Genomic DNA, 22,354 nt, shown 5'->3' with positions numbered 1-22,354 from the left:
GCGTGGTTTTGTGCAAAGCGACTGGAGTAGCATACGAACAACCACTGGAGATGGGAATTCGCATATGCGGACTGATACTGGAACAGCGCTGGAAGCCCGAAAACGCCCGCGCCAGGCGCGTTCCCGCGCGACTGTCGATGCAATTTTCGATGGCACTATTCAGGTTTTGCGCGTGGGGGGCCTGCAGCGCTTGACAACCATCCGCGTGGCGGAAAGGGCCGGTGTATCGATCGGAACCCTCTATCAGTACTTTCCGCAGAAGCAGGCGCTGTTGTTCGCCGCGCTCGAACGGCATCTGGAGCGGGTGGTCAAGGCCATCGAGGACGCCGCCGCGTCCGCCCATCACCGCAGCCTGTCCTCGATGGTGGAGGCCATCGTTGCGGCATTTGTCGCAGCAAAGATCGAACGCCTGGATGAATCGCGTGCGTTATACGCGGTGGCCCTCGAATTCGACGTTCGAGATTATGTACAGGATGTCGAGGCGCGCATTCGCAGGGCGCTGGAAATCATGCTGCTGACGGCCTCGGATGCGGATTTTGACGATATCGAGACCATCAGCCTGATGCTGATGGGCGCCCTGGTGGGTCCGACCCGCATGGTGCTGGAGGCAGCCTCGCCGCATGCGCTGGCCGGGGAGCTGCGGACCCAGCTGCAGTCGTTGTGTCTCGGTTACCTCGAGCGTCAAGCCCGCCGAAAGGGGGCGGGTGACCGGCCTCCAGGCCAGGGCTGTCACCGGCCGGTCAGCGAGCCCGCATCCGTCGCGAACCGCTTCAGGAATTCCTGAAACCCCACCACCGGCTCGTCCAGCAGATGCCGGGGCATGTCGAACAGCGCGTACAGGAATTCCTCGCGCCCCTCGCAACGCTGCGCCGGCAGGCAGTACTGCTCCCAGTCGACGCAGGCGGGCGTGTACATGCCATTGCCCGGCCAGAAGAACGGCACGATGCGGCCTTCGCGCAAGCCCTCGATCAGCGCGGCAGGGGCGTCATATGCCTCGGCCGACTCGACCTGGCTGGCCAGGCTATCCCGCGTTTCGATCACCATCAGCGTCGCATGGCCCGCCGCGGTCAGCAGCAGCAGTCCCGCCGGGTTCGGGTAGAGGTAGTGCTCGACGAAGCCATAGCGGGTGGCCAGCTGACGCACGCACTCCGCCAGGGCCGGGTCGGACAGGAACGAGAACGAGTGCCGCGACAGCAGGTCGCGCAGGGTGCGGGACAGTGCCGCGAAGTACTGCTGCTGCAGGGCATCGATCTCCTGGTCCAGCCGCTCGACCAGATTGCTGTCGTGCTTCTTGATATAGCGGTCGATCAGGCCGTGGTTGAAGCCCTGCACGGCGATGCCTTCGTCGGCGGTGCCGGTCAGCAGGATGGTCCGGCAGGGAAGGTCCTGCAGCGCCTGGCAGAACTCGAGTCCGTTCATCCTCGGCATCGAGTAGTCGACCACCACGACGCCGGGCTGCACGAAGCGGCGCATGTCATGGATTTGCCGGTAGATCCGGTCGATGTCGAGCTGGACCGTACGACGCTCGGTCAGGAAGGTCAGATCGTCATGCGTGACCCGCACGGGCAGGAAGCCGTTGGGCGTGCTGTAGGCATCGCGCAGCCACTGCAGTGCCTCGTGCGGATCGGTGAACGTGACGACCGCTCGCGACGGGTCCATCTGGAAGGCGAGGCTGTCGATGAACGAGCGGCTGTCGTCGACCAGCACGGTGACGATCGGGTGGTGGAATACCGACAGATTGCGGTCTTGAGGATTGAATGTCATGTAGCGTTCGGCCTGGGCAGCACCGGCAGCGGGCCGCGGGCCGCGGGCCAGAGAGAGGCCAGCGGTGAGCGGTGCCGGGGGCCTCGGCGTCCGGCATCAGCGGGCAAGGCCGCGGTCAGTATAGCGCGGCAGGCGGGCCGCGTGACCCGCCCGCCCGAGGGGCGCGGGCAGGAACCCGCGCAGGGGCCAGAAGACGGGTTGCGACGATGCGACGCGCGGACCCGCTGCCGTCAATCGATCCCCTTGACCATGTCCTCGACCACCTTCTTGGCATCGCCGAACACCATCATGGTCTTGTCCAGGTAGAACAGCTCGTTGTCCAGCCCCGCGTAGCCGGCCGCCATCGAGCGCTTGTTGACGATGATGGTCTTGGCCTTGTACGCCTCGAGGATGGGCATGCCGGCAATGGGCGAGGACGGATCGGTCTTGGCGGCGGGATTGACCACATCGTTGGCGCCCAGCACCAGCACCACGTCCGCCTGCCCGAATTCGCTGTTGATGTCCTCCATTTCGAAGACCTGGTCGTACGGCACTTCGGCCTCGGCCAGCAGCACGTTCATATGGCCTGGCATCCGCCCGGCCACCGGATGGATGGCGTACTTCACGGTGACGCCCTTCTCCGACAGCAGTTCGGTCAACTCCTTCAGCGCATGCTGGGCCCGCGCCACCGCCAGCCCGTAGCCCGGCACGATGATGACGGTCTCGGCGTTGCTCATCAGGAAGGCGGCGTCGTCCGGCGAGCCGGACTTGACGTTGCGCTGCCCCTGTGCCCCTGCGGCGCCACCGGCTGCCGCGCTGGCGCCGAAGCCGCCGAGGATCACGTTGAAGAAGGACCGGTTCATCGCCCGGCACATGATGTACGACAGGATCGCGCCGGAGGAGCCCACCAGAGAGCCGGCAATGATCAGCATCGGGTTGTTCAGCGAAAAGCCGATGCCCGCCGCGGCCCAGCCCGAGTACGAGTTAAGCATCGACACCACCACCGGCATGTCGGCGCCGCCGATCGGGATGATGATCAGCACGCCGAGCACGAAGGCGATGGCCAGCATGACGAGGAAGGGCAGCCAGGCCTGGGTGAGAAAGAAGGCGATGCCGAAGCCGATCATCAGCAGCGCCAGCGCCAGGTTCAGCCAGTGCTGCCCGCCGAACACGACCGGTGCGCCCTGGAACAGCCGGAACTTGTAGCGCCCGGCCAGCTTGCCGAAGGCGATCACCGAGCCGGAGAAGGTGATGGCGCCGACGAAGCAGCCGATGAACAGCTCGATGCGGTTGCCGGTTGGAATGACGTTGCTGCCCGGCTCGGCGATGCCGAACGCGGCCGGCTCCGCCACCGCGGCCACCGCGATGAAGACCGCAGCCAGGCCGATCAGCGAGTGCATCGCGGCGACCAGTTCCGGCATCCTGGTCATCTCGACCTTGCGGGCGACGTAGGCGCCGATGCCGCCGCCGATGACCAGTGCCGCCAGGATCAGGCCGAGGCCCGACATCGCGCCGCCGCCATCGGCCGCCGGCGAGGGCTGGGCCTGCAGCTGCAGGATCAGCGCGGCCGTGGTCAGCACGGCGATGGCCATGCCGGCCATGCCGAACACGTTGCCCCGCCGCGCCGTGGCCGGGTGCGACAGTCCCTTGAGTGCCTGGATGAAGCAGACCGAGGCGATCAGATAGAGCAGGGTGACGACGTTCATGCTCATTTGTCGCTCTCCCCGCCGGCGATCCTGCGCGGCTCTTTCTTGCGGAACATCTGCAGCATCCGCTGCGTGACGAGGAACCCGCCGAACACGTTGACGGCGGCCAGTGCCACCGCCAGCGTGCCCATGGTTCGCCCGACGCCGCCCACGGTCAGGCCCGTGGCCAGCATGGCGCCGACGATGATGATCGCCGAGATGGCGTTGGTCACCGCCATCAGCGGGGTATGCAGCGCCGGCGTGACGGTCCAGACCACGTGATACCCGACATAGACCGCCAGCACGAAGATGATCAGGTTGATCACCGTGTGGTTCACCATCTCCATCGACTTCTCCTCCGTGTCGTTGAATCGACTGCGCGCATGGTGCAAGGCCATGCATGCCCATTCACTGCGGAAGCCGCGTCGGCGGCCGGCGGCCGGGTCCGGTGGCTGGCGCGCGGGCGCGGCCAGCCAGGGGGTGCGTCAGACCCGCTTGATTTCCTTGATGCGATTGTTGTCGTCGACCAGCACGATCTTCGGCTTGTAGTCGGCCAGCTCGGCGTCGGTCATCGGCGCATACGTGCAGATGATCAGGTGATCGCCCAGATGAGCCCGGCGCGCCGCGGCGCCGTTCAGCGAGATCTCGCCGCTGCCGCGCTTGCCCTTGATGATGTAGGTCGAGAACCGTTCGCCGTTGTTGACGTTGTACAACTCGATCTTTTCGTATTCCTTCATGTCCGCGGCGTCGAGCAGGTCCTCGTCGATGCCGCACGAGCCTTCGTAGTGAAGGTCGGCTTGCGTGACGGTGACGCGATGCAGCTTGGCGCGCAGGATGATGCGTTGCATGTGGTGGTTTCCCTGGATGGTTGCCCGGCCGGCGCGATGGGGCGAGCTGGCCAGGGCCGGTCGAGATTGTCGGATTGCCGCCTTCAGGCCGCGCGGCGAGCGGGCTCGCCGTTGCTGCACATCAGGCAGGCCGCGACAATATCATCATCCGGGTTCAGCGCAAGCTGGCCGTCCTTGTCGACGATCAGCCGCAGGAAATCGAGCACATTGCGCGCATAGAGCGCCGAGGCGTCGGCGGCAACCATGCTGGCCATGTTGGTGTAGCCGACCAGCGTCACACCATGGTGCTCGACCACCTCGTCGGCCATGGTCAACGGACAGTTGCCGCCGCGGGCGGCGGCCAGATCGACCACCACGGAGCCCGGCTTCATGCCCCGTACGGTCTCCTCGCGCAGCAGCACCGGCGCGGGCCGTCCGGGAATCAGCGCGGTGGTGATGACGATATCCGACTGGCAGGCGCGTTCATGGACCAGCGCCGCCTGGCGGCGCATCCAGCCTTCCGGCATCGGACGGGCGTAGCCGCCGACGCCCTGGGCGATATCGCGTTCCTCGTCGGTCTCGAATGGCACGTCCAGAAATTTGGCGCCAAGCGACTCGATCTGTTCGCGCACCGCCGGCCGCACGTCGGAGGCTTCCACCACGGCGCCGAGCCGCTTGGCCGTGGCGATGGCCTGCAGTCCGGCGACGCCCGCGCCCAGGATCAGCACGCGCGCGGCCTTGACCGTGCCGGCGGCGGTCATCAGCATCGGCATGAAGCGCTGGTAATAGTTGGCGGCGAGCAGCACGGCCTTGTACCCGGCGATGTTGGCCTGGGAGGACAGCACGTCCATGCTCTGCGCGCGGGTGGTGCGGGGAGCCGCCTCCAGCGCGAAGGCGGTGATGCCGGCCGCGGTCATGCGGCCGATATTGGCGCTGTCGAAGGGGTCGAGCATGCCGATCAGCACCGCACCGCGCCGCATCGCGGCCAGTTCGTCCGCGGCGGGAGCCTGCACCTTCAGCACGATGTCGGCGCCCAGCGCCTGCTGGGCCGACACGATGGTGGCGCCGGCGGCTTCATAGGCCGGATCGGGCTGGCTTGCCCGCAGCCCGGCGCCCGATTCGACCAGAACCTGATGGCCGAGTCCGACAACCTTCTTGACCGTCTCCGGGGTGGCGGCGACACGTGCTTCGCCGGCCCGCCTTTCCTGCGGGATACCGATCTGCATGTCAGCTTCTCCTGGTTCGGCGCGAAGCCCGTGGCCGGCGCAGGTTGGCGCAGGGCAGCAGGCATCCGGGCTCGTCGTCGGCGCCGCTCTGGCGGGGCGCTGTTTTCGCAGCTTACAGGAAAGCGGGGAGAGTTTGGCGCGGATGCGGATCGGTCGAACGGGGGAGGGCCGCGGTGCCGGACCCGTCCCGCCTGCAGGGGCAGGCGGCACCCGGTAGAATGCCGGATTGCTTGTTTTTTGTGCATCATGACCGAACACTGGAAAACCAGCGTCACCGTTGCCGCCGTGATCGAGCGGGGCGGCCGCTTCCTGCTGGTCGAGGAAGAGACGCCGGACGGGCTGCGGCTGAACCAGCCCGCGGGCCACCTCGACCCGGGCGAGAGCCTGCTGCATGCGGTCATCCGCGAAACGCTGGAGGAGACCGCGCACAGCTTCGAGCCGCGCGCGCTGCTCGGTTGCTATATGGCGCGCTCCAGTTCGGCAGGGACCTTGCAGCGGCCCGCATCGGACGTCACCTACGTCCGCTTTGCCTTTACCGGCGACCTCGGGCCGCTCGATACGGCGCGCCCGCTGGACACCGGCATCGTGCGCACCGTCTGGCTGACCGCCGAGGAACTGCGCGCTTGCCAGGACCGGCACCGCTCGCCGCTGGTGCAGTCCTGTGTCGACGACTATCTGGCCGGCAAGCGCTTTGCGCTGGACGCGGTGTTCACCCATCCCACCGTGCTGAGCGCACCGCAGGAGGCGGCATGAGCGATCGATCCATCGGCCGTGGCCGCCGGGTGGTGGTCGGCATGTCCGGCGGCGTCGACTCGTCGGTCACCGCCTGGCTGCTGAAGCAGCAGGGCTACGAGGTGATTGGCCTCTTCATGAAGAACTGGGAGGACGACGACGACAGCGAGTACTGCTCGACCCGGCAGGACTGGCTGGACGTGGTGTCGGTGGCCGACCTGATCGGCGTCGATGTCGAGGCCGTCAACTTCGCCGCCGAGTACAAGGACCGCGTGTTCGCCGATTTCCTGCGCGAGTATTCCGCCGGCCGCACGCCCAACCCCGACGTGCTGTGCAATGCCGAGATCAAGTTCAAGGCATTCCTGGACCACGCCATGTCGCTGGGGGCGGAGCTCATCGCCACCGGTCACTACGCGCGCGTCCGGCAGGGCGAGCACGGCCGCTTCGAACTGCTCAAGGCGCTGGACCATACCAAGGACCAGAGCTACTTCCTGCACCGGCTGAACCAGGCGCAGCTGTCGCGCACGCTGTTTCCGCTGGGCGAAATCCCCAAGACGCGGGTGCGCGAGATCGCGGCGGAAATCGGCCTGCCGAATGCGAAGAAGAAGGATTCGACCGGCATCTGCTTCATCGGCGAGCGGCCGTTCCGGGATTTCCTCAATCGCTACCTGCCGACCAAACCCGGTCCGATGAAGACCGCGGACGGCAAGGTGGTGGGCGAGCATATCGGGCTGGCCTTCTATACGCTGGGGCAGCGCAAGGGCATCGGCCTGGGCGGCAGCCGCGACGGCAGCGGCGACGCCTGGTATGTCGCGCGCAAGGACATGGCGAACAACACGCTATACGTCGTGCAGGGGCACGATCATCCGTGGCTGCTGTCGCCCACCCTGCGGGCGGCGGACCTGTCCTGGGTTGCTGGCGAAGCGCCGGCCCAGGGCACGGTGCTGTCGGCCAAGACGCGCTATCGGCAGACGGACGCGCCTTGCGAGGTCGACGCGGTGCAGGACGATGTGCTGGGGCTGGCGTTCGCGGAAGCCCAGTGGGCGGTAACGCCGGGGCAATCCGCGGTGCTGTACCAGGGCGAGGTTTGCCTGGGCGGCGGGATCATCCAGTAGGGCCGGCTGCGGGTTGGCTGCCCTCTCCCCCGGCCCCTCTCCCGCAAGCGGGAGAGGGGAGCACACCGTCGGTGTTTCGTCGCAGCCGGCGAAAATCTCAAGCCCGCGGCGGCTCGGTATCGAGGAACGATTGCCGCTTGCTCACCTTCTCGTGGAACGCGGCAAGATTGGGATGCCGCTCGCGCCAGTTGATCTCGGGAAAGCGGAAATCCAGATACGACAGCGCGCAGCCCACCGCCACATCGGCCAGCGAGTAATGATTGTTGGCGCACCAGTTGCGGTCGGCGAGCCCGTGCGCCATTGCGGCGAGGGCGCCGTCGATCTTGCCGCGCTGGCGGGCCACCCAGCGCTCGCTGCGCTCGGCCGGTTCACGCTGCGTGGCCTCCAGGCGCACCAGCAGCGCGGCATCCAGCAGGCCGTCGGCCAGCGCCTCCCAGGTGCGGACTTCCAGCCGCTCGCGGCTGGCCTGGGGAATCATCCGGCTGACCGGTGTCAGGGTGTCCAGGTATTCGACGATCACGCGGGAATCGAAGATGGCGCCGCCGTCTTCCATCACCAGGCAGGGCACCTTGCCCAGCGGGTTGAATTGGCCGATCGTCGTCTCGGGCGACCACACGTCGATTTCCACCAGCTGGTAATCGATCTTCTTTTCGGCCATCACCACGCGAACCTTGCGGGCATACGGGCTGGTGTGCGATGCGTACAGCTTCATGTTCTCCCCTTGAGCTGGTTATGGAGTGCATCGGCGCCCGCTGGCATCGGCGCACCCGCCAGCCCTTGTCTGGCCACGGATTGCGCCTGCCCCAATGCACTGCATAACAGGCTACCGGAACGGCGTCGCGCAGTATACTCGGGCGCGCCCTCGCGCCACATGGGAAAGCGCACCGTCATCTGCCGACCGTGGCGCCGCAAGCGACAAGGCATGGCAAGGGCGTCGGCTGGCCCGGCGCAATGGTAAAATCCCGGCTTTCCCGCGCCGGCGGTGACGGCGGTGCGGCGCATCGGTCGCTTTTTCATCGTTGAGACTGGCTCTGCAGGCTCCCCCCGGGGACCGGTGCCGGTCGTCTTCCCTGACCGTCTTCCCCGTTTCTCTTCCCTTACTTTCCCCGCCGGTTGCCAGCATGTCTTCTCCCGCTCTCGCGCTTTCGCCGCTCACTGCCCTGTCTCCCATCGATGGCCGTTATGCCGCCAAGGCCGATGCGCTGCGCGAGTGGCTGTCCGAGGCCGCCTTCATGCGCCATCGTGTCAAGGTCGAGGTCCACTGGCTGATCGCGCTCGCCCGCACGGGTCTGGGCGACATGCCGAGCTTCTCGCCGGCTTCCGAGGCCGCGCTGCTGGCGCTGGTGGACAATTTCAGCGAAGCCGATGCCGCCCGCATCAAGGAAATCGAGGCGGTGACCAACCACGACGTCAAGGCCGTGGAGTACTGGCTCAAGGAGCAGGTCAAGGACAACCCGGAACTGGTTGCGGCCAGCGAGTTCATCCATTTCGCCTGCACTTCCGAGGACATCAACAACACCTCGCACGGCATGATGCTCAAGGGCGCGCGCGACACGGTAGTGGTGCCGACGCTGCGCCGGGTGCATGCACGGCTGGTGGAACTGGCCCGCGCCAATGCACGCCAGCCGATGCTGTCGCGCACGCACGGCCAGCCCGCCAGCCCGACCACGCTGGGCAAGGAGATGGCCAACGTCGCCGCGCGCCTGGAGCGGGCCATCGCCCGCATCGAACAGGTGCAACTGCTGGGCAAGATGAACGGCGCGGTGGGCAACTACAACGCGCACCTGTCGGCCTACCCCGAGTTCGACTGGGAAGCCTTCTCCCGCGACGTCATCGAAACGCGCCTGGGCCTGACCTTCAACCCCTATACCATCCAGATCGAGCCGCACGACTACATGGCGGAGCTGTTCGACGCCGTCGCGCGGGCCAATACCATCCTGCTGGATCTGAACCGCGATATCTGGGGCTATATCTCGCTGGGGTATTTCAAGCAGAAGACCAAGGCAGGCGAGATCGGCTCCTCGACCATGCCGCACAAGGTCAACCCGATCGACTTCGAGAATTCCGAGGGCAACCTGGGTCTGGCCAATGCCGTGCTGCGCCACCTGTCGGAAAAGCTGCCGGTGTCGCGCTGGCAGCGCGACCTGACCGACTCGACCGTGCTGCGCAATATCGGCGTGGCATTCGGCTACAGCCTGCTGGCCTACGAGGCCTGCCTGCGCGGACTGGGCAAGCTGGAGACCAATCCGGAGCGTCTGGCGGAAGACCTGGACAACTGCTGGGAAGTGCTGGCCGAGCCGGTGCAGACGGTGATGCGCCGCTACGGGGTGCCCAATCCGTACGAGCAACTGAAGGAATTGACGCGCGGCAAGGGCATTTCCCGGGAGGCGCTGCAGACCTTCATCGGCAATCTGGCGATTCCCGACGACGCCAAGGCGCGTCTGCTGGCGATGACGCCGGCCAGCTATATCGGCCAGGCCGTGCAGCTCGCCGAGCGTCTGTAAGGCGAAGCCCCCGCCGGCCCCGTCCGGCATGGCTATGGGCCACCCTGCGGGGTGGCCTTTTCATTGGTCGCACCCGCAGCCATTCAAAAAATTTGAATATCTGGTTGAAGAAGCCGCTTCTCGGTGTCACGCATTGGACGTGATAATAATTCGCTACACCGGAACAACAACAAGGCCCGGCGGGGCAGGGGAAGCGTCCATGCGCACGGACAATCAGCGGGAAGGCTATGGCGGCGTCGCAATCGGCCTGCACTGGATCATTGCACTGGCGATTTTCGCGGCGTTTGCGCTGGGGCTGTACATGACTGGAATCCCCGGCTTTACCCCGACCAAACTGAAACTGTATTCCTGGCACAAATGGCTGGGCGTGACGATTTTCGCCATTGCCGTGCTGCGCGTGCTCTGGCGCATAACTCACCCTGCGCCGCCGCCGGTCGCGATGCCGCGCTGGCAGGCCGCTGCCGCCAGCGCCGGCCATCGGCTGCTCTATCTGCTGATTCTGCTGGTGCCGCTGACGGGCTATCTCTACAGCCTCGCGGCCGGTGTGCCGGTGGTGTATCTGGCGCTGGTTCCGCTGCCGCAGCTGATCGAGGCCAATGACGCGCTCAAGCCGGTGCTGGGCGCCGCGCACGAATGGCTGAACTGGCTGATGGCGGCGCTGGTGGTTGTCCATATTGCCGCTGCGTTGAAACACCATCTGGTGAACCGCGACGGCACGCTCGCTCGCATGGTTCCCTTCCTGCGGCGCTGAGGCGAAAGCGCGCCACGGGAACCGATACCCCGAATTTGCAATCAATAGAGCACTTTGCTTCGACTGCCCTCCGGGTTGGCGGAGCCGTCGATCCTGATAAGGAGTTGAGCATGACCCGCATTTTCCGCCCTGTCCCCTTGCTGATCGCGGCCGCGCTGGCGTGCGCCGGCTTCGCGGCGAGCGCCGGCGCCGCCCAGCTGGACGCAGGCAAGAGTGCCGTGACCGCGGTGGCGCGCCAGATCGGCGTGCCGATGGAGGGCCGCTTCAAGACCTTCAGCGGCAACCTGCAGTTCGACCCCGCAAAGCTGGCGGCGTCTAGTGCGCGCATCGAGATCGATGTGGCGAGCTTCGAGATCGGCGACGCGGCCACCACCAAGGAAGTGCGCGGACGCGACTGGTTCGATGCGGCACGCTTTCCCAAGGCGGTCTTCGAATCCACCGCCATCCGCAACGGCGCCGGCGGCAAGATCGAGGTGGCCGGCAAGCTCACCATCAAGGGCAAGACCGTCGATGTGGTGGTGCCCGCGACCATGCGGCAGGAAGGCAATAGCCAGATCTTCGAAGGCACGCTGCCGATCCGCCGCAGCACCTTCAACATCGGCGACGGAGAGTGGAAGGACACCTCGGTGGTCGCCGACGAAGTGCAGATCAAATTCCGGCTGGTGACGGCCCGCACGTAATCGCTGGCCGTCCCCACCGTGGCTTAGCCTGACCCGGCCGTCACCCTGGGCTGGTTTTCCGCCCAACCCCTTGTCCGTCGTATTGGAGATTGCATGACTTTGTTTAATGCGAAAGCGCGCAATGCGCTGGCCGTTCTGGTAGCTGCGTCCGCAACCATCGCTGGCGCCGCCGTCGCTGCCCCGGTGACCTACAACCTGGACCCGGGCCATACCTATCCCAGCTTCGAGGCCGACCATCTGGGCGGCCTGTCGAAGTGGCGCGGCAAGATCAACAAGTCCAGCGGCGTCGTGACGCTCGATCGCCAGGCAAAGACCGGCACCATCGACGTGAAGATGGACATGAGCACCATCGACTTTGGCCACAACAAGATGAACGAGCACGCCATGAGCCCGGACATCTTCGATGTGCAGGCCCATCCGGAAGCGACCTACCAGGGCAAGTTCACCAGGTTCTCGGGCGACGTGCCGACCGAGGCGGAAGGCATGCTGACGCTGCACGGCGTGACCCGGCCGGTCAAGCTGGAGATCCGCGAGTTCAAGTGCATGCAGCACCCGATGCTCAAGCGCGAAGCGTGCGGCGCCGACGCCTATGCCACCTTCAACCGGGCCGACTTCGGCGTCGACTACGGCGTCAAGATGGGCTTCAAGCCCGAGGTCAAGCTGGCGATCCAGGTCGAAGGCGTGCGCGCCGACTGACGGAGCCGTCGCGCTTGCGCGAAGTGATACCCGAAAGAAGAGGGGGGCCGGCGACGGTCCCCCTTTTCATTGGCGGCGTCCGACGCTGCCATCCTCCCGCCAGGCGTCGCGGGCAAAAGCGGCGATCCGTTCCGATCTTGCCGACTTTGCTGCGGATCCGCCCCCCAACTGCATGTCAGAGTGCGTGGCCTCGGTGCGCCAGACAGAGGCCAGTCCCCCCAAAATGAGGCCCGTTGTACGCTGCAAGGCCGCACAGTACAATCGGTCGCTGTCTTCTTCGTCACCCAGGGCCGCCTCCTCTCCCTGGTCCTCTTCTCCGATCTGGACCGCCCGCGTATGCCTTGATCGCCGTCGCGCCCCCGTCTAATCGCCGTTCGCGAGAGTTCCTTCGCCCATGCCATTTGCCGGGTCGGTTTTCCGGCCGGCATCCCTCGGATTTTTCCTGGCGCCTAACCGTGTACTCCCAAACGCAAATCGATCCGGTGGTCAGCTTCCGCAACTCGCAGGGCGAGCAGGTGCGAGGTACGATCATCAATCTCCAGAGAAAATCTCTGGTGATGGAAGTCTATAACCCGTATTCCATTGTGCAGGTCAGCGAGGTGTTGCGCGATCTGTCGGTGCGAATGGGGGACGGCCTGGCCTATTCGGGCAATGCCGTGGTCATCAGCATGGTCAACACGGGTCTGACGGCCATTGCGTCGGTAACGCTGATCGACGAGTGGCGGGAGTTGAGCGGCGCGTCGCTGGAACCGGCCGCGGTCGGGCAGGAGGCCCGGCGCTTCGTGCAGGACTGGGCCGACCGCTATCACATCCGCCGCGACTACCAGATCGTGGTCAACCAGATTCGCTCGTTCCTCGCGGAAGTGTCGCGCTGGGTCGAGCAGGTCGACCTGGCCGGGAGCATGCCGAAGGAAGGCGAGCGGCTGCGCGCCGACTACTTCTTCGAACTGGCCGCGCCGCTGGTGGAGAAGACCAAGTACTACTTCGACGAGTTCGAGGGCGAAGCGCGCCAGGTGGAAGAGGAACTGGCGCCGATCCACCGCAATTTCGCCCAGAACGCGCTGCACCCGCTGCTGCTGCGCGCGCCCTTCGTGTTCCGCACCTTCACCAAGCCGCTGGGCTATGCGGGCGACTACCAGATGGTCAACCAGATGCTGGACGACCCGCGCCAGGGGCCGAGCACCTACTTCCAGATCGTCAACAGCGCCTTCCTGCAGACGGCGGTCGCGCGGGCGCACCGCAATCGCATCGATATCCTGGTCGACTACCTGCGGCGCCTCGCCGATTCCGCGCGCGCCGCGCGCCGGCCGATGCGCGTGCTCAACGTCGGCTGCGGTCCGGCGCAGGAAATCCAGCGCTTCATGCGCGAATACGACGAGCCCGAGTGGCTGTCGTTCGAGCTGGTCGACTTCAGCCAGGAGACGCTGGACTGGACCCGCGAGCGGCTGATGTCGATCGCGCAGGAGACCGGCAAGCGCATGGCGATCGGCTATACCCACGACTCGGTGCACCATCTGCTCAAGCGCCGGCTCGATCCGGCCGCCCCGGAAACCCGGGAGTTCGACGGCGTCTATTGCGCGGGTTTGTTCGACTATCTGTCGGACCGCGTCTGCGCCCGGCTGAACCAGCATTTTGCCCAGCGGCTGCGCCCCGGCGGCAAGCTGCTGGTGACCAACGTGCATGCATCCAACCCCGAGCGATGCAGCATGGAACACGTGCTGGAGTGGTATCTGATCTACCGGGACGAGGCGGACATGGCGTCGATCATGCCGGAGAACGCCGGTCCGCCTCGCCTGTGGACCGATGCCACCGGCGTCAATGTCTTCGCCGAGGTTGTGGTCGACCCACGAGGGGACTGACATGACGGCAAGCACAGCCGCGAGCACCGCCGCAAGCACCGGGGCAAGCAGCGCTTCCGCCGCCGGCACCGCCGCCGCCCTGCGCAGCGGCTTTCACGAGGAGTTGCGCGACTACCGGCTGCTGTGCAGCAAGGCGGGCGGCGTGACGGTGATCCTGCTGGTGCTGATGGGCGTGGCGCTGGACTATGTCGTCTACCCGGACGAGCAGGTCCGCTTCGCGCTGGTGCGGCTGGCCACCAGCGTGCTGATCGGCCTGGCGGTGCTGACGCTCTACACCCAGGCCGGACGCCGCCACGTGCAGTTCATCACCTTCGGGTGGCTGCTGCTGCCGCAGATCATGATCGCCTGGATGATCTACGCCACCCAGGGCGAAGGCTCGGTGTTCTACGCCGGCCTGATGCTGACCATCTTCGCGGTCGGCATCCTGTTTCCGTCCGGCTACTGGCAGACGCTCGCCTACGGCATGGCCACGGTGCTGCTGTACTTCATCGCGTGCGAGGCGCATGCCGGCGGGATCCAGGACCGCAGCCAGTTCTTCTTCCAGCTGATCATCATCTTCTTCTGCGCGCTGGCCAGCGCGATCTACACCTTCTTCAACGAGAAGGGGCGTTTCCAGCTGTTCCGGTTGAAGGAAGAGCTGGCCAGCAAGAACGAGGAACTGGCCCGCACCAACGAAAGCCTGGCGCAGATCAAGGGGCAGCTGCTGCAGCAGGAGAAGATGGCGGCGGTCGGTACGCTGGCTGCCGGCTTGCTGCACGAGGTCAACAACCCGGTCAACTTCTGCCTGATGGCGATCGAGGTCGCGCTGGAGGAGCCACAAGCCAGGGAGAATCCGTCGCTGCAGGAGTGCCTGGTCGACGCGCGGCAGGGCATGCAGCGCATCCAGCATATCGTGTCGGATCTGAAGATCTTCGCCTATCGCAAGCCGGGCGCCGAGGTCGAGGGGCGCCCCTTCCTGTTCGAGAAGGCACTGGATTCGGCCAGCCGGCTGACCGCGCACGAGTTGCGCGGCGTGCAGATGAGCCGGGAGCTGCCGGCCGACACGCTGGTGTACGGCGACGAGGCGGCGATCATCGGCGTGCTGATCAACCTGTTTTCCAATGCCGCGCTGGCGATGCGCAAGGCCGGCACCGAGGCGCCCGCGATTCATGCGTCCGCGTCGTGGAAGGATGGCCGGCTGCACGTGCAGGTGCGCGACAACGGGCCGGGCATCGCCAGGGAACATCTCGCCCGGGTGTTCGAGCCGTTCTTCACCACGCGCGAGGTCGGGCAGGGGCTGGGCCTCGGGCTGTCGATCAGCTATGCGGTGATCGAGCGCCACGGCGGCGTGCTGTTCGCCGACAGCGAGCCCGGCCAGTGGGCCGCGTTCCGTTTCGACCTGCCGCCAGCGGAATGAGCGGGAACGGCCGGGCATGAATGACTTTGCGCAACCCCGTCTGATCGTCCTGTACGTCGATGACGAGGAGATGGCCTGCAAGTATTTCGCGCGAGCGGCGGGCCTGGAGTACGAGGTGCTGACCGCCACCAGCGCGCAGGCGGCGATCGAGGTGCTGCAGCAGCATCCGAGCGTGGCCGTGCTGGTGACCGACTTCCGCATGCCAGGTCGCAACGGCGCCGACCTGCTGCGGCAGGTGGCGGCCGACTATCCGCAGATCGTGCGCATCCTTGTCACCGCGTATGCGGACAAGGACATGCTGCTGCAGACCGTCAACACCGGCGAGGTATTCCGCATCCTGGAAAAGCCGCTCGGGCTGCAGGCGGTGCGCGACGTGCTGGCGCTGGCGCGCGAGCGGCATCGGGAACGGATGTCGCGTCATCAGCGGATGACCGCGATCGACGAGACGCTGGCCTTTCTTGCCCACGAACTGAATACGCCGCTGGCCGCCATCGCCAACTTCGCGCGCGGCATCGAGAGCCGCAGCGCGGCCGAATACAGCCCGCAGCGTCAGATCGAGATCGGCCACGCGGCGGCGGTGACGCAGAGCAACGCCCAGTATTGCCTGGCGGTGATTTCGTCGTTCCTGCAGTCGGTGCGCGGCAATGGCGACCGGCCGCTCGCCTCGGGCGGGGAGCATGACGCCACCGCTGCCGGCCTCATCATGGCGCTGCTGGACACGTACCCGTTTACCGGCAACCAGCGCAACTGCGTCGAAGTGGAATTGCACGGCGATTTCACCGTCCATTCGCTGCCCAACTGCGTGTCGCTGGTGCTGTCGTCGCTGCTGAGCAACGCCTTGCGCGCGCTGGCCGATATCCGGGTGCCGTCGCTGCGGTTCCGGGTGGTGGCGCAGCCCGATCCGGTCATTTCGATCTCGGACAACGGGCCCGGCATTCCGCGCGATGTAATGCAGCGCCTGCTGGTCGATCCGGTCACCACGCACGCCGCGGCGGGAGGCAACGGCCTGGGCATGATCTTCTGCAATCGCGTGATGCAGTCCTTCGGCGGCAGTGTCCGCATCGAATCGGTGTCCGGAGGCGGCACCACCGTCACGCTGGTCTTCCCGAAAACCCCGAATCAAGCAAAAAACAACAGGAGTGGTCCATGAACGAACCGACCGACAACCAGGCAGCGCCGCCGGCGATCCTGTTCGTCGATGACGAAGCGACCGCGGTCAAGTACTTCCAGCGGGCCATCGGCTCGCTGGCGCCGGTGGTGACCGGCGGTTCGGTGGAGGAGGGCAAGGCGCTGCTCGAGCGCCACGGCGAATCGCTGGCGGTGCTGGTGTCCGACCAGCGCATGCCGGGGGAATACGGCAACGAGCTGCTGCGCCACGCGCGCGAGAAGTACCCGCACATTGTCCGTATCCTGACCACCGCGTATTCGGAGCTCGAGGCGACGGTGCAGGCGGTCAACGAAGGGCAGATCCACCGCTATATCAAGAAGCCGTGGGACATCACCGCGCTGCGGATGGAGATGAAGCAGGCGCTGGAGATCTCCGGGCTGCGGCGAGAGCGTGACCAGCTGCTGCGCGAGAAGCTGGGGGTGATCCAGCGGCAGTCGCAGGCGGCGCGCGTCGGCATGGTCCGCGCGCTGTGCGGCAGCCTGGTGGGGGCGGAGCGCTTCCAGCCGGTGGAGACGTATCTGTCGGGTGCAGCGCTCGCCGGTGCCCGTACGCCGGCGCCGGATTGGGCGCGGATGGACTACGCCGATCTGGCGGCCGCGGAGAGCGGGCGCGGCGCGGCGTTCGGACATGCGGTGGCACGGCGGCTGGAAGGACTGCGGCAGGGCGCCGCGAGCGAAGCGGCGGCGCTGGACGCGCTGGCCGCCTTGCCGGACGCCCAGGTCCGGCGCGAGGGCAATGTGCTGGTGTGGAGCGATGCGGGCAGCTTCGGCGAGTTCATGGCCGGGCCGGTCAGCAGCGCGGTCTCGGAGCGCCATGCGGCATGGCTGGCCGTGCTGCTGTGGCTGGATCAGGCGGGGCTGACGGTGCAGCTGCGTCGCGAGGGCGAACTGGTGGTCGGCTCGGTGGTGCCGGCGTCGCAGTCGTTTGGCGGGGACCGGCTGGCGGTCTGGATCGAGCAGTTCTGAGGGGCGAGGCGCGCGCTCGAGCGGCCCTCTCCCCCGGCCCCTCTCCCGCAGGGCGGGAGAGGGGAACACACCTGCAGTATTGCGCACGCCTTCGGTTTGCTCCCCTCTCCCACTTGTGGGAGAGGGGCGGGGGAGAGGGCAGTGCGCCGAGGCTCAGGCCTGGGCGCCGTAGTTCGGATCGTTGCGATCCGCGTCGGTCAGCTTCTTGCCCTCGCCCTTGACCAGATCCTCCCGCTTCACGCCCAGCCACATGGCGATGGCGGCGGCAACGAATACCGACGAGTAGATGCCGAACAGGATGCCGATGGTCAGCGCCAGCGCGAAGTAGTGCAGCGTCGGGCCGCCGAAGAAGAACATCGCCAGCACCATCATTTCGGTCGACGCGTGGGTGATGATGGTGCGCGACATCGTGCTGGTGATGGCGTTGTCGATCACCTCGTGGGTGCTCATCTTGCGGTACTTGCGGAAGTTCTCGCGAATCCGGTCGAAGATCACCACCGATTCGTTGACCGAGTAGCCCAGCACCGCCAGGATCGCCGCCAGCACCGACAGCGAGAACTCCCACTGGAAGAAGGCGAAGAAGCCGAGAATGATCACCACGTCGTGCAGGTTGGCGATGATGCCGGCCACCGCGAACTTCCACTCGAAGCGGAACGACAGGTAGACCACGATGCCGACCACCACGAACAGCAGCGCCAGCAGACCGTCGGTGGCCAGCTCCCGGCCGACCTGCGGACCGACGAATTCCACCCGCTTCAGGGCGACGTCGGGCGCCGCTGCCTTCAGCGAGGTCATCACCTGTTCGCTCTGCTGCGCGGAGCTGATGGGCTTGCCGTCGGCGCCGCGTTGCAGCGGCAGGCGGATCATCACGTCGCGCGAGGTGCCGAAGTTCTGCACCTGCACGTCGGTATAGCCGAGCTTGCCGACCTCGCCGCGAACCTGTTCGAGGTTGGCCGGCTGCTGATAGCTGACTTCCATCACCGTGCCGCCGGTGAACTCGACGGACAGGTGCAGGCCCTTTTGCCAGAGAAAGAAGACGGCGGCGGCGAACGTCAGGAAGGACACCGCGTTGAGGATCAACGCGTACTTCATGAACGGGATATCGCGCCGGATGCGGAAGAATTCCATGGTGAATCCTGTTTGTGCGGCTCAAGGTTCGGTGCGGCCCGCCTGCCCTTGCGAGGCGGGCGGACGGGGCGGCACCGTCACGATTACTTCGATGCGGTCGTGCGGGTGACCGGCGGCTTGGCGGCGGGCGCCGTGCCCGCGGCCCTGGCCTCCGGTTCCGGCTTCCAGATCTGGCCAATCGAGATGCTCTGCAGCTTCTTCTTGCGGCCGTACCAGAGGTTGACCAGGCCGCGGTTGAAGAACACCGCCGAGAACATCGAGGTCAGGATGCCCAGGCAGTGCACCACCGCGAAGCCGCGCACCGGGCCGGAGCCGAAGGCGAGCAGCGCCAGGCCGGCGATCAGCGTGGTGACGTTCGAGTCCAGGATGGTCGCCCAGGCGCGGTCGAAGCCCACCGCGATGGCCATCTGCGGTGAAGCGCCGCCGCGCAGCTCCTCGCGGATCCGCTCATTGATCAGCACGTTGGCGTCGATGGCCATGCCGAGCACCAGCGCGATGGCCGCGATACCCGGCAGCGTCAGCGTGGCCTGCAGCATCGACAGGATGGCGATCAGCAGCAGCAGGTTGAAGCCCAGGGCGATCACCGAGAACACGCCGAACAGCATGTAGTACAGGATCATGAAGACGCCCATCGCGGCGAGGCCGTAGGCCACCGAGTCGAAACCCTTCTCGATGTTGTCGGCGCCCAGCGACGGGCCGATGGTGCGCTCTTCGATGATTTCCATCGGCGCGGCCAGCGAGCCGGCACGCAGCAGCAGCGCCAGGTCGTTGGCGGCTTCGGTGGAGTACGAGCCGGTAATCTGGAAGCTCGAGCCCAGTTCGGACTGGATCGTCGCCACCGTCAGCACTTCGCCCTTGCCCTTCTCGAACAGCACGATGCCCATCGGCTTGCCGATGTTCTCGCGCGAGACGTCGCGCAGCACCCGGCCGCCCTGGGCGTCGAGCTTGATGTTGACCGACGGGCGCTGGTTCTGGTCGAAGCCGGCCGACGCGCTTTCGATGCGGTCGCCGGTGAAGATGACCTGCTTCTTCAGCACCACCGGGGCGCCGTTGCCGTGCAGGAACAGCTCGCTGCCGAACGGCACCGGGTCGCCCTGGCGCGGATTGCGCGGCGCGTCGGGATCGGCGAGCCGGGCTTCCAGCGTGGCGGTCCGGCCGATGATGTCCTTGGCCTTCGCGGTGTCCTGTACGCCGGGCAGCTGGACCACGATGCGGTCCGCGCCCTGCTGCTGGATCACCGGCTCGGCGACGCCCAGTTCGTTGACGCGGTTGTGCAGCGTGGTGATGTTCTGCTTGACCGCCGATTCCTGCACCGCGCGGCGGGCCGCTTCGGTGAAGATGCCGACCACGTTGTTGCCGTCCAGGCTGACGGCCAGATCGGGCAGGCTGTCGCCGAGCAGGCCGCGGGCGCGGTTGGCATCGTCGGCGTTGTTGAAGCGCACGATCAGGCGGTCGCCATTGCGGTCGACGCCGCCGTGGCGGATGTTCTTGTCACGCAGCAGGGTGCGCACGTCGCCGGTCAGGCTGTCGAGCTTCTTGTCGATCGCGCCCTTCATGTCGACCTGCAGCAGGAAGTGCACGCCGCCGCGCAGGTCCAGGCCCAGGTACATGGGCAGCGCATGCAGCGAGGTCAGCCACTGCGGCGAGCCGGACAGCAGGTTCAGCGCGACCACGTAGGCCGGGTCGTTGGGATCGGGATTCAGCGCGCGGGTCAGCACGTCCTTGGCGCGAAGCTGCTCGTCGGGCGTGCGAAAGCGCGCCTTGACCGAGCCGGACTGTCCCGAGACGTCGAAGAACACGCCGTCAGGCTGCAGGCCGTTCTGCGCCAGCACCTCCTCGACCTGCCGCTGCATCGCCAGATCGACCTTGACGGTGGCCTTGCCGGAGGAAACCTGCACGGCCGGCGCTTCGCCGAAGAAATTGGGCAGGGTATAGAGGATGCCGATGGCGAGCGCCACCAGGATCACAAGGTACTTCCAAAGCGGATAGCGATTCATCTTCGGCCAGTATTTCTACGGTCTCGGCGGGATGCCGGAAACGGCATGTCGCCAACTACCGGTTGGCAAACAGCCGCCTGGCCGGCCCGGATGACTCCGGACCTGGACCAGGCGGCTGCGGGGGCGCGCGTGGCTCGGTTCCAGTGGCGGCGAGGCTTCTCAGACCCTCTGCGTCAATGGACGGGCGCGCCGGAACCTGGCGGCGCGAGCCGCGCAGGCGAAGGGAACGAACTCGAAGGCGCCGTTCAGAGCGACTTCAGCGAACCCTTCGGCAGCACTGCGGTAACGGCGTTCTTCTGCACGGTGATTTCCATGCCGTCTGCCACTTCCAGCGTCACGTACTGCTCGTTGACCTTGGTCACGCGGCCGAGGATCCCGCCGGCCGTCACGACTTCGTCATTCTTGGCCAGGGCTTCCAGCATGGCCTTGGCTTCCTTTTGCCGCTTCATCTGCGGGCGGATCATGATGAACCAGAGCACCGCGAACATCAGGATGATGGGCAGGAAACTCATCAGGCCGCCGGCCGCGCCGCCGGCCGTGCCAGCAGTTTGTGCAAAAGCGTTGGAAATCAGCACGTTGCTTCTCCGTCACGAAAGACATTCAATGAATCGGCCATTCTACCATCGTGCCAGCAGCGATTTGCCGCCTTCCCGACGCCATCCTGTACCGATCCTGCCGCCATCGCGGCGCCATCGCGGCGCCATCCCGCCGAGGCCCGCGCGCGAGGACGCCGCGCGGGCGGGGCCCGGTCAACGCGTGCCGCGGGCGCGGTCCTCGGCGAAGCGCCGGCGGAAGGCCTCGAAGCGGTGCGCCTCGATGGCTTCTCGAATCTCCTTCATCAATTGCAGGTAATAGTGCAAATTGTGGATGGTGTTCAGGCGCGCGCCGAGAATTTCGCCGACGCGGTGCAAATGGTGCAGATAGGCCCGCGAGAAGTTGCGGCAGGTGTAGCAGGAGCAACTTTCATCGAGCGGCCGCGGGTCGTTGCGGTGCGCCGCATTCTTGATCTTGACGTCGCCATAACGCGTGAACAGCCAGCCGTTGCGCGCGTTGCGGGTTGGCATCACGCAGTCGAACATGTCGACGCCGTGCGCAACGCCGGCGACCAGGTCTTCCGGCGTGCCGACGCCCATCAGGTAATGCGGCTTGTCCGCGGGCAGGCGCGGGCCGATATGCTCGAGCACCCGCATCATGTCCTCCTTCGGTTCGCCGACGGACAGGCCGCCGATCGCCAGCCCGTGGAAGGGCAGCTCGGACAGGCCGGCCAGCGACTCGTCGCGCAGGTCCTCGAACATGCCGCCCTGCACGATGCCGAACAGCGCGTTCGGATTCTCCAGCCGATCGAATTCGTCGAAGGAGCGCCTGGCCCAGCGCAGGCTCATGCGCATCGAGCGCGCGGCTTCCTCGTGCGTGGCCGGGCGGCCGTCAATCTGATAGGGCGTGCACTCGTCGAACTGCATCACGATGTCCGAATTCAGCGTGCGCTGCACCTGCATCGAGATTTCCGGCGACAGGAACAGCTTGTCCCCATTGACCGGCGAGGCGAAGGTCACGCCCTCCTCGGTGATCTTGCGCAGGTCGCCCAGCGAAAACACCTGGAAGCCGCCCGAGTCGGTCAGGATCGGCTTGTCCCAGCCGATGAAGCGGTGCAGGCCCTCGTGGGTGTTGACCACGTCGAGCCCGGGGCGCAGCCACAGGTGGAAGGTGTTGCCCAGGATGATCTGCGCGCCGATCTCGTTCAGCTCCAGCGGCGACATCGCCTTGACCGAGCCATAGGTGCCGACCGGCATGAAGATCGGCGTCTCCACCACACCGTGGTTGAGGGTGACGCGGCCGCGGCGAGCGTTGCCGTCGGTGGTAAGCAGTTCGAATTGCAGCATGG

At 66.3% G+C, this 22,354-nt stretch carries 21 protein-coding genes; 11 read left to right on the top strand and 10 right to left on the bottom strand.

Features of this window, described 5'->3' with window-relative positions:
- The first annotated feature begins 190 nt into the window (after nt 1-190).
- The gene (locus K6V06_RS10165; RefSeq protein ID WP_255581744.1) at nt 191-784 is read left to right on the top strand and encodes a TetR/AcrR family transcriptional regulator; all 594 of its coding nucleotides are present in this window, start codon (nt 191-193) and stop codon (nt 782-784) included.
- On the opposite strand, the gene K6V06_RS10160 is transcribed toward K6V06_RS10165, so the two are convergent.
- The 5 genes from K6V06_RS10160 to K6V06_RS10140 form a co-directional block, all read right to left on the bottom strand.
- Nucleotides 730-1,764 (bottom strand): two-component system response regulator, encoded by a 1,035-nt coding sequence (locus K6V06_RS10160; RefSeq protein ID WP_222242907.1) that lies wholly within the window; start codon nt 1,762-1,764, stop codon nt 730-732. The genes K6V06_RS10165 and K6V06_RS10160 overlap by 55 nt on opposite strands.
- Nucleotides 1,765-1,994: 230 nt before the next feature.
- On the bottom strand, nt 1,995-3,455 hold the full coding sequence (locus tag K6V06_RS10155; protein WP_222242906.1) for an NAD(P)(+) transhydrogenase (Re/Si-specific) subunit beta: 1,461 nt from the start codon (nt 3,453-3,455) through the stop codon (nt 1,995-1,997).
- Entirely contained in the window at nt 3,452-3,775 is a 324-nt protein-coding gene (locus K6V06_RS10150) for an NAD(P) transhydrogenase subunit alpha (RefSeq protein WP_222242904.1), read from the bottom strand. The genes K6V06_RS10155 and K6V06_RS10150 overlap by 4 nt, the downstream gene beginning before the upstream one ends.
- 138 nt (nt 3,776-3,913) lie before the next feature.
- Nucleotides 3,914-4,276 (bottom strand): aspartate 1-decarboxylase, encoded by a 363-nt coding sequence (gene panD / locus K6V06_RS10145; protein ID WP_222242902.1) that lies wholly within the window; start codon nt 4,274-4,276, stop codon nt 3,914-3,916.
- Nucleotides 4,277-4,359: 83 nt separating this feature from the next.
- On the bottom strand, nt 4,360-5,481 hold the full coding sequence (locus K6V06_RS10140) for a Re/Si-specific NAD(P)(+) transhydrogenase subunit alpha (protein WP_222242900.1): 1,122 nt from the start codon (nt 5,479-5,481) through the stop codon (nt 4,360-4,362).
- Between the two features lie 246 nt (nt 5,482-5,727).
- On the opposite strand from K6V06_RS10140, the gene K6V06_RS10135 reads away from it, so the two are divergent.
- Together K6V06_RS10135 and mnmA are read left to right on the top strand one after the other, a co-directional pair.
- Entirely contained in the window at nt 5,728-6,234 is a 507-nt protein-coding gene (locus K6V06_RS10135) for an NUDIX hydrolase (protein WP_222242898.1), read from the top strand.
- On the top strand, nt 6,231-7,328 hold the full coding sequence (mnmA, locus tag K6V06_RS10130; protein WP_222242896.1) for a tRNA 2-thiouridine(34) synthase MnmA: 1,098 nt from the start codon (nt 6,231-6,233) through the stop codon (nt 7,326-7,328). Before K6V06_RS10135 ends, mnmA begins: the two co-directional genes overlap by 4 nt.
- 97 nt (nt 7,329-7,425) lie before the next feature.
- Here mnmA and K6V06_RS10125 read toward each other — a convergent pair whose 3' ends face one another.
- Entirely contained in the window at nt 7,426-8,040 is a 615-nt protein-coding gene (locus tag K6V06_RS10125) for a glutathione S-transferase N-terminal domain-containing protein (protein WP_222242894.1), read from the bottom strand.
- A gap of 409 nt (nt 8,041-8,449) precedes the next feature.
- Between K6V06_RS10125 and purB the strand changes: the two genes are divergently transcribed.
- The 8 genes from purB to K6V06_RS10085 all read left to right on the top strand — a co-directional run bounded on the left by purB (nt 8,450) and on the right by K6V06_RS10085 (nt 17,347).
- The gene (gene purB / locus K6V06_RS10120) at nt 8,450-9,832 is read left to right on the top strand and encodes an adenylosuccinate lyase (protein ID WP_222242892.1); all 1,383 of its coding nucleotides are present in this window, start codon (nt 8,450-8,452) and stop codon (nt 9,830-9,832) included.
- A 199-nt stretch (nt 9,833-10,031) separates the two neighbouring features.
- A complete protein-coding gene (locus K6V06_RS10115; RefSeq protein WP_222243078.1) occupies nt 10,032-10,583 on the top strand; it encodes a cytochrome b in 552 nt (183 codons plus the stop codon).
- A 110-nt stretch (nt 10,584-10,693) separates the two neighbouring features.
- Nucleotides 10,694-11,263 carry a YceI family protein gene (locus K6V06_RS10110; protein WP_222242882.1) on the top strand — a complete coding sequence of 190 codons (570 nt, stop codon included), beginning with the start codon at nt 10,694-10,696 and terminating at the stop codon, nt 11,261-11,263.
- 93 nt (nt 11,264-11,356) lie between these two features.
- Nucleotides 11,357-11,959, top strand: a complete 603-nt coding sequence (locus tag K6V06_RS10105; RefSeq protein WP_222242880.1) for a YceI family protein — start codon at nt 11,357-11,359, stop codon at nt 11,957-11,959.
- 455 nt (nt 11,960-12,414) lie between these two features.
- On the top strand, nt 12,415-13,818 hold the full coding sequence (locus tag K6V06_RS10100; RefSeq protein ID WP_222242878.1) for a class I SAM-dependent methyltransferase: 1,404 nt from the start codon (nt 12,415-12,417) through the stop codon (nt 13,816-13,818).
- Nucleotide 13,819: 1 nt separating this feature from the next.
- Complete coding sequence (locus K6V06_RS10095) at nt 13,820-15,214, top strand: sensor histidine kinase (protein ID WP_222242876.1); 1,395 nt, start codon at nt 13,820-13,822, stop codon at nt 15,212-15,214.
- A 16-nt stretch (nt 15,215-15,230) separates the two neighbouring features.
- Nucleotides 15,231-16,364 carry a hybrid sensor histidine kinase/response regulator gene (locus K6V06_RS10090; RefSeq protein WP_222242874.1) on the top strand — a complete coding sequence of 378 codons (1,134 nt, stop codon included), beginning with the start codon at nt 15,231-15,233 and terminating at the stop codon, nt 16,362-16,364.
- Entirely contained in the window at nt 16,361-17,347 is a 987-nt protein-coding gene (locus K6V06_RS10085) for a response regulator (protein ID WP_222242872.1), read from the top strand. Before K6V06_RS10090 ends, K6V06_RS10085 begins: the two co-directional genes overlap by 4 nt.
- A gap of 153 nt (nt 17,348-17,500) precedes the next feature.
- Here the strand turns inward: K6V06_RS10085 and secF are convergent, their stop codons facing one another.
- The 4 genes from secF to tgt form a co-directional block, all read right to left on the bottom strand.
- Entirely contained in the window at nt 17,501-18,475 is a 975-nt protein-coding gene (gene secF, locus K6V06_RS10080; protein WP_222242870.1) for a protein translocase subunit SecF, read from the bottom strand.
- An 83-nt stretch (nt 18,476-18,558) separates the two neighbouring features.
- On the bottom strand, nt 18,559-20,472 hold the full coding sequence (gene secD / locus K6V06_RS10075; RefSeq protein WP_222242868.1) for a protein translocase subunit SecD: 1,914 nt from the start codon (nt 20,470-20,472) through the stop codon (nt 18,559-18,561).
- A gap of 245 nt (nt 20,473-20,717) precedes the next feature.
- Nucleotides 20,718-21,047 carry a preprotein translocase subunit YajC gene (gene yajC / locus K6V06_RS10070; protein WP_222242866.1) on the bottom strand — a complete coding sequence of 110 codons (330 nt, stop codon included), beginning with the start codon at nt 21,045-21,047 and terminating at the stop codon, nt 20,718-20,720.
- Between the two features lie 174 nt (nt 21,048-21,221).
- Nucleotides 21,222-22,352, bottom strand: a complete 1,131-nt coding sequence (gene tgt / locus K6V06_RS10065) for a tRNA guanosine(34) transglycosylase Tgt (RefSeq protein WP_222242864.1) — start codon at nt 22,350-22,352, stop codon at nt 21,222-21,224.
- Nucleotides 22,353-22,354: the final 2 nt, after the last annotated feature.

Source organism: Cupriavidus sp. AU9028, from assembly GCF_019795295.1.
Classification (GTDB): domain Bacteria; phylum Pseudomonadota; class Gammaproteobacteria; order Burkholderiales; family Burkholderiaceae; genus Cupriavidus.
The sequence above is the reverse complement of the archived record's forward strand: the minus strand, read 5'-3'. Positions and strand labels throughout refer to the sequence as shown.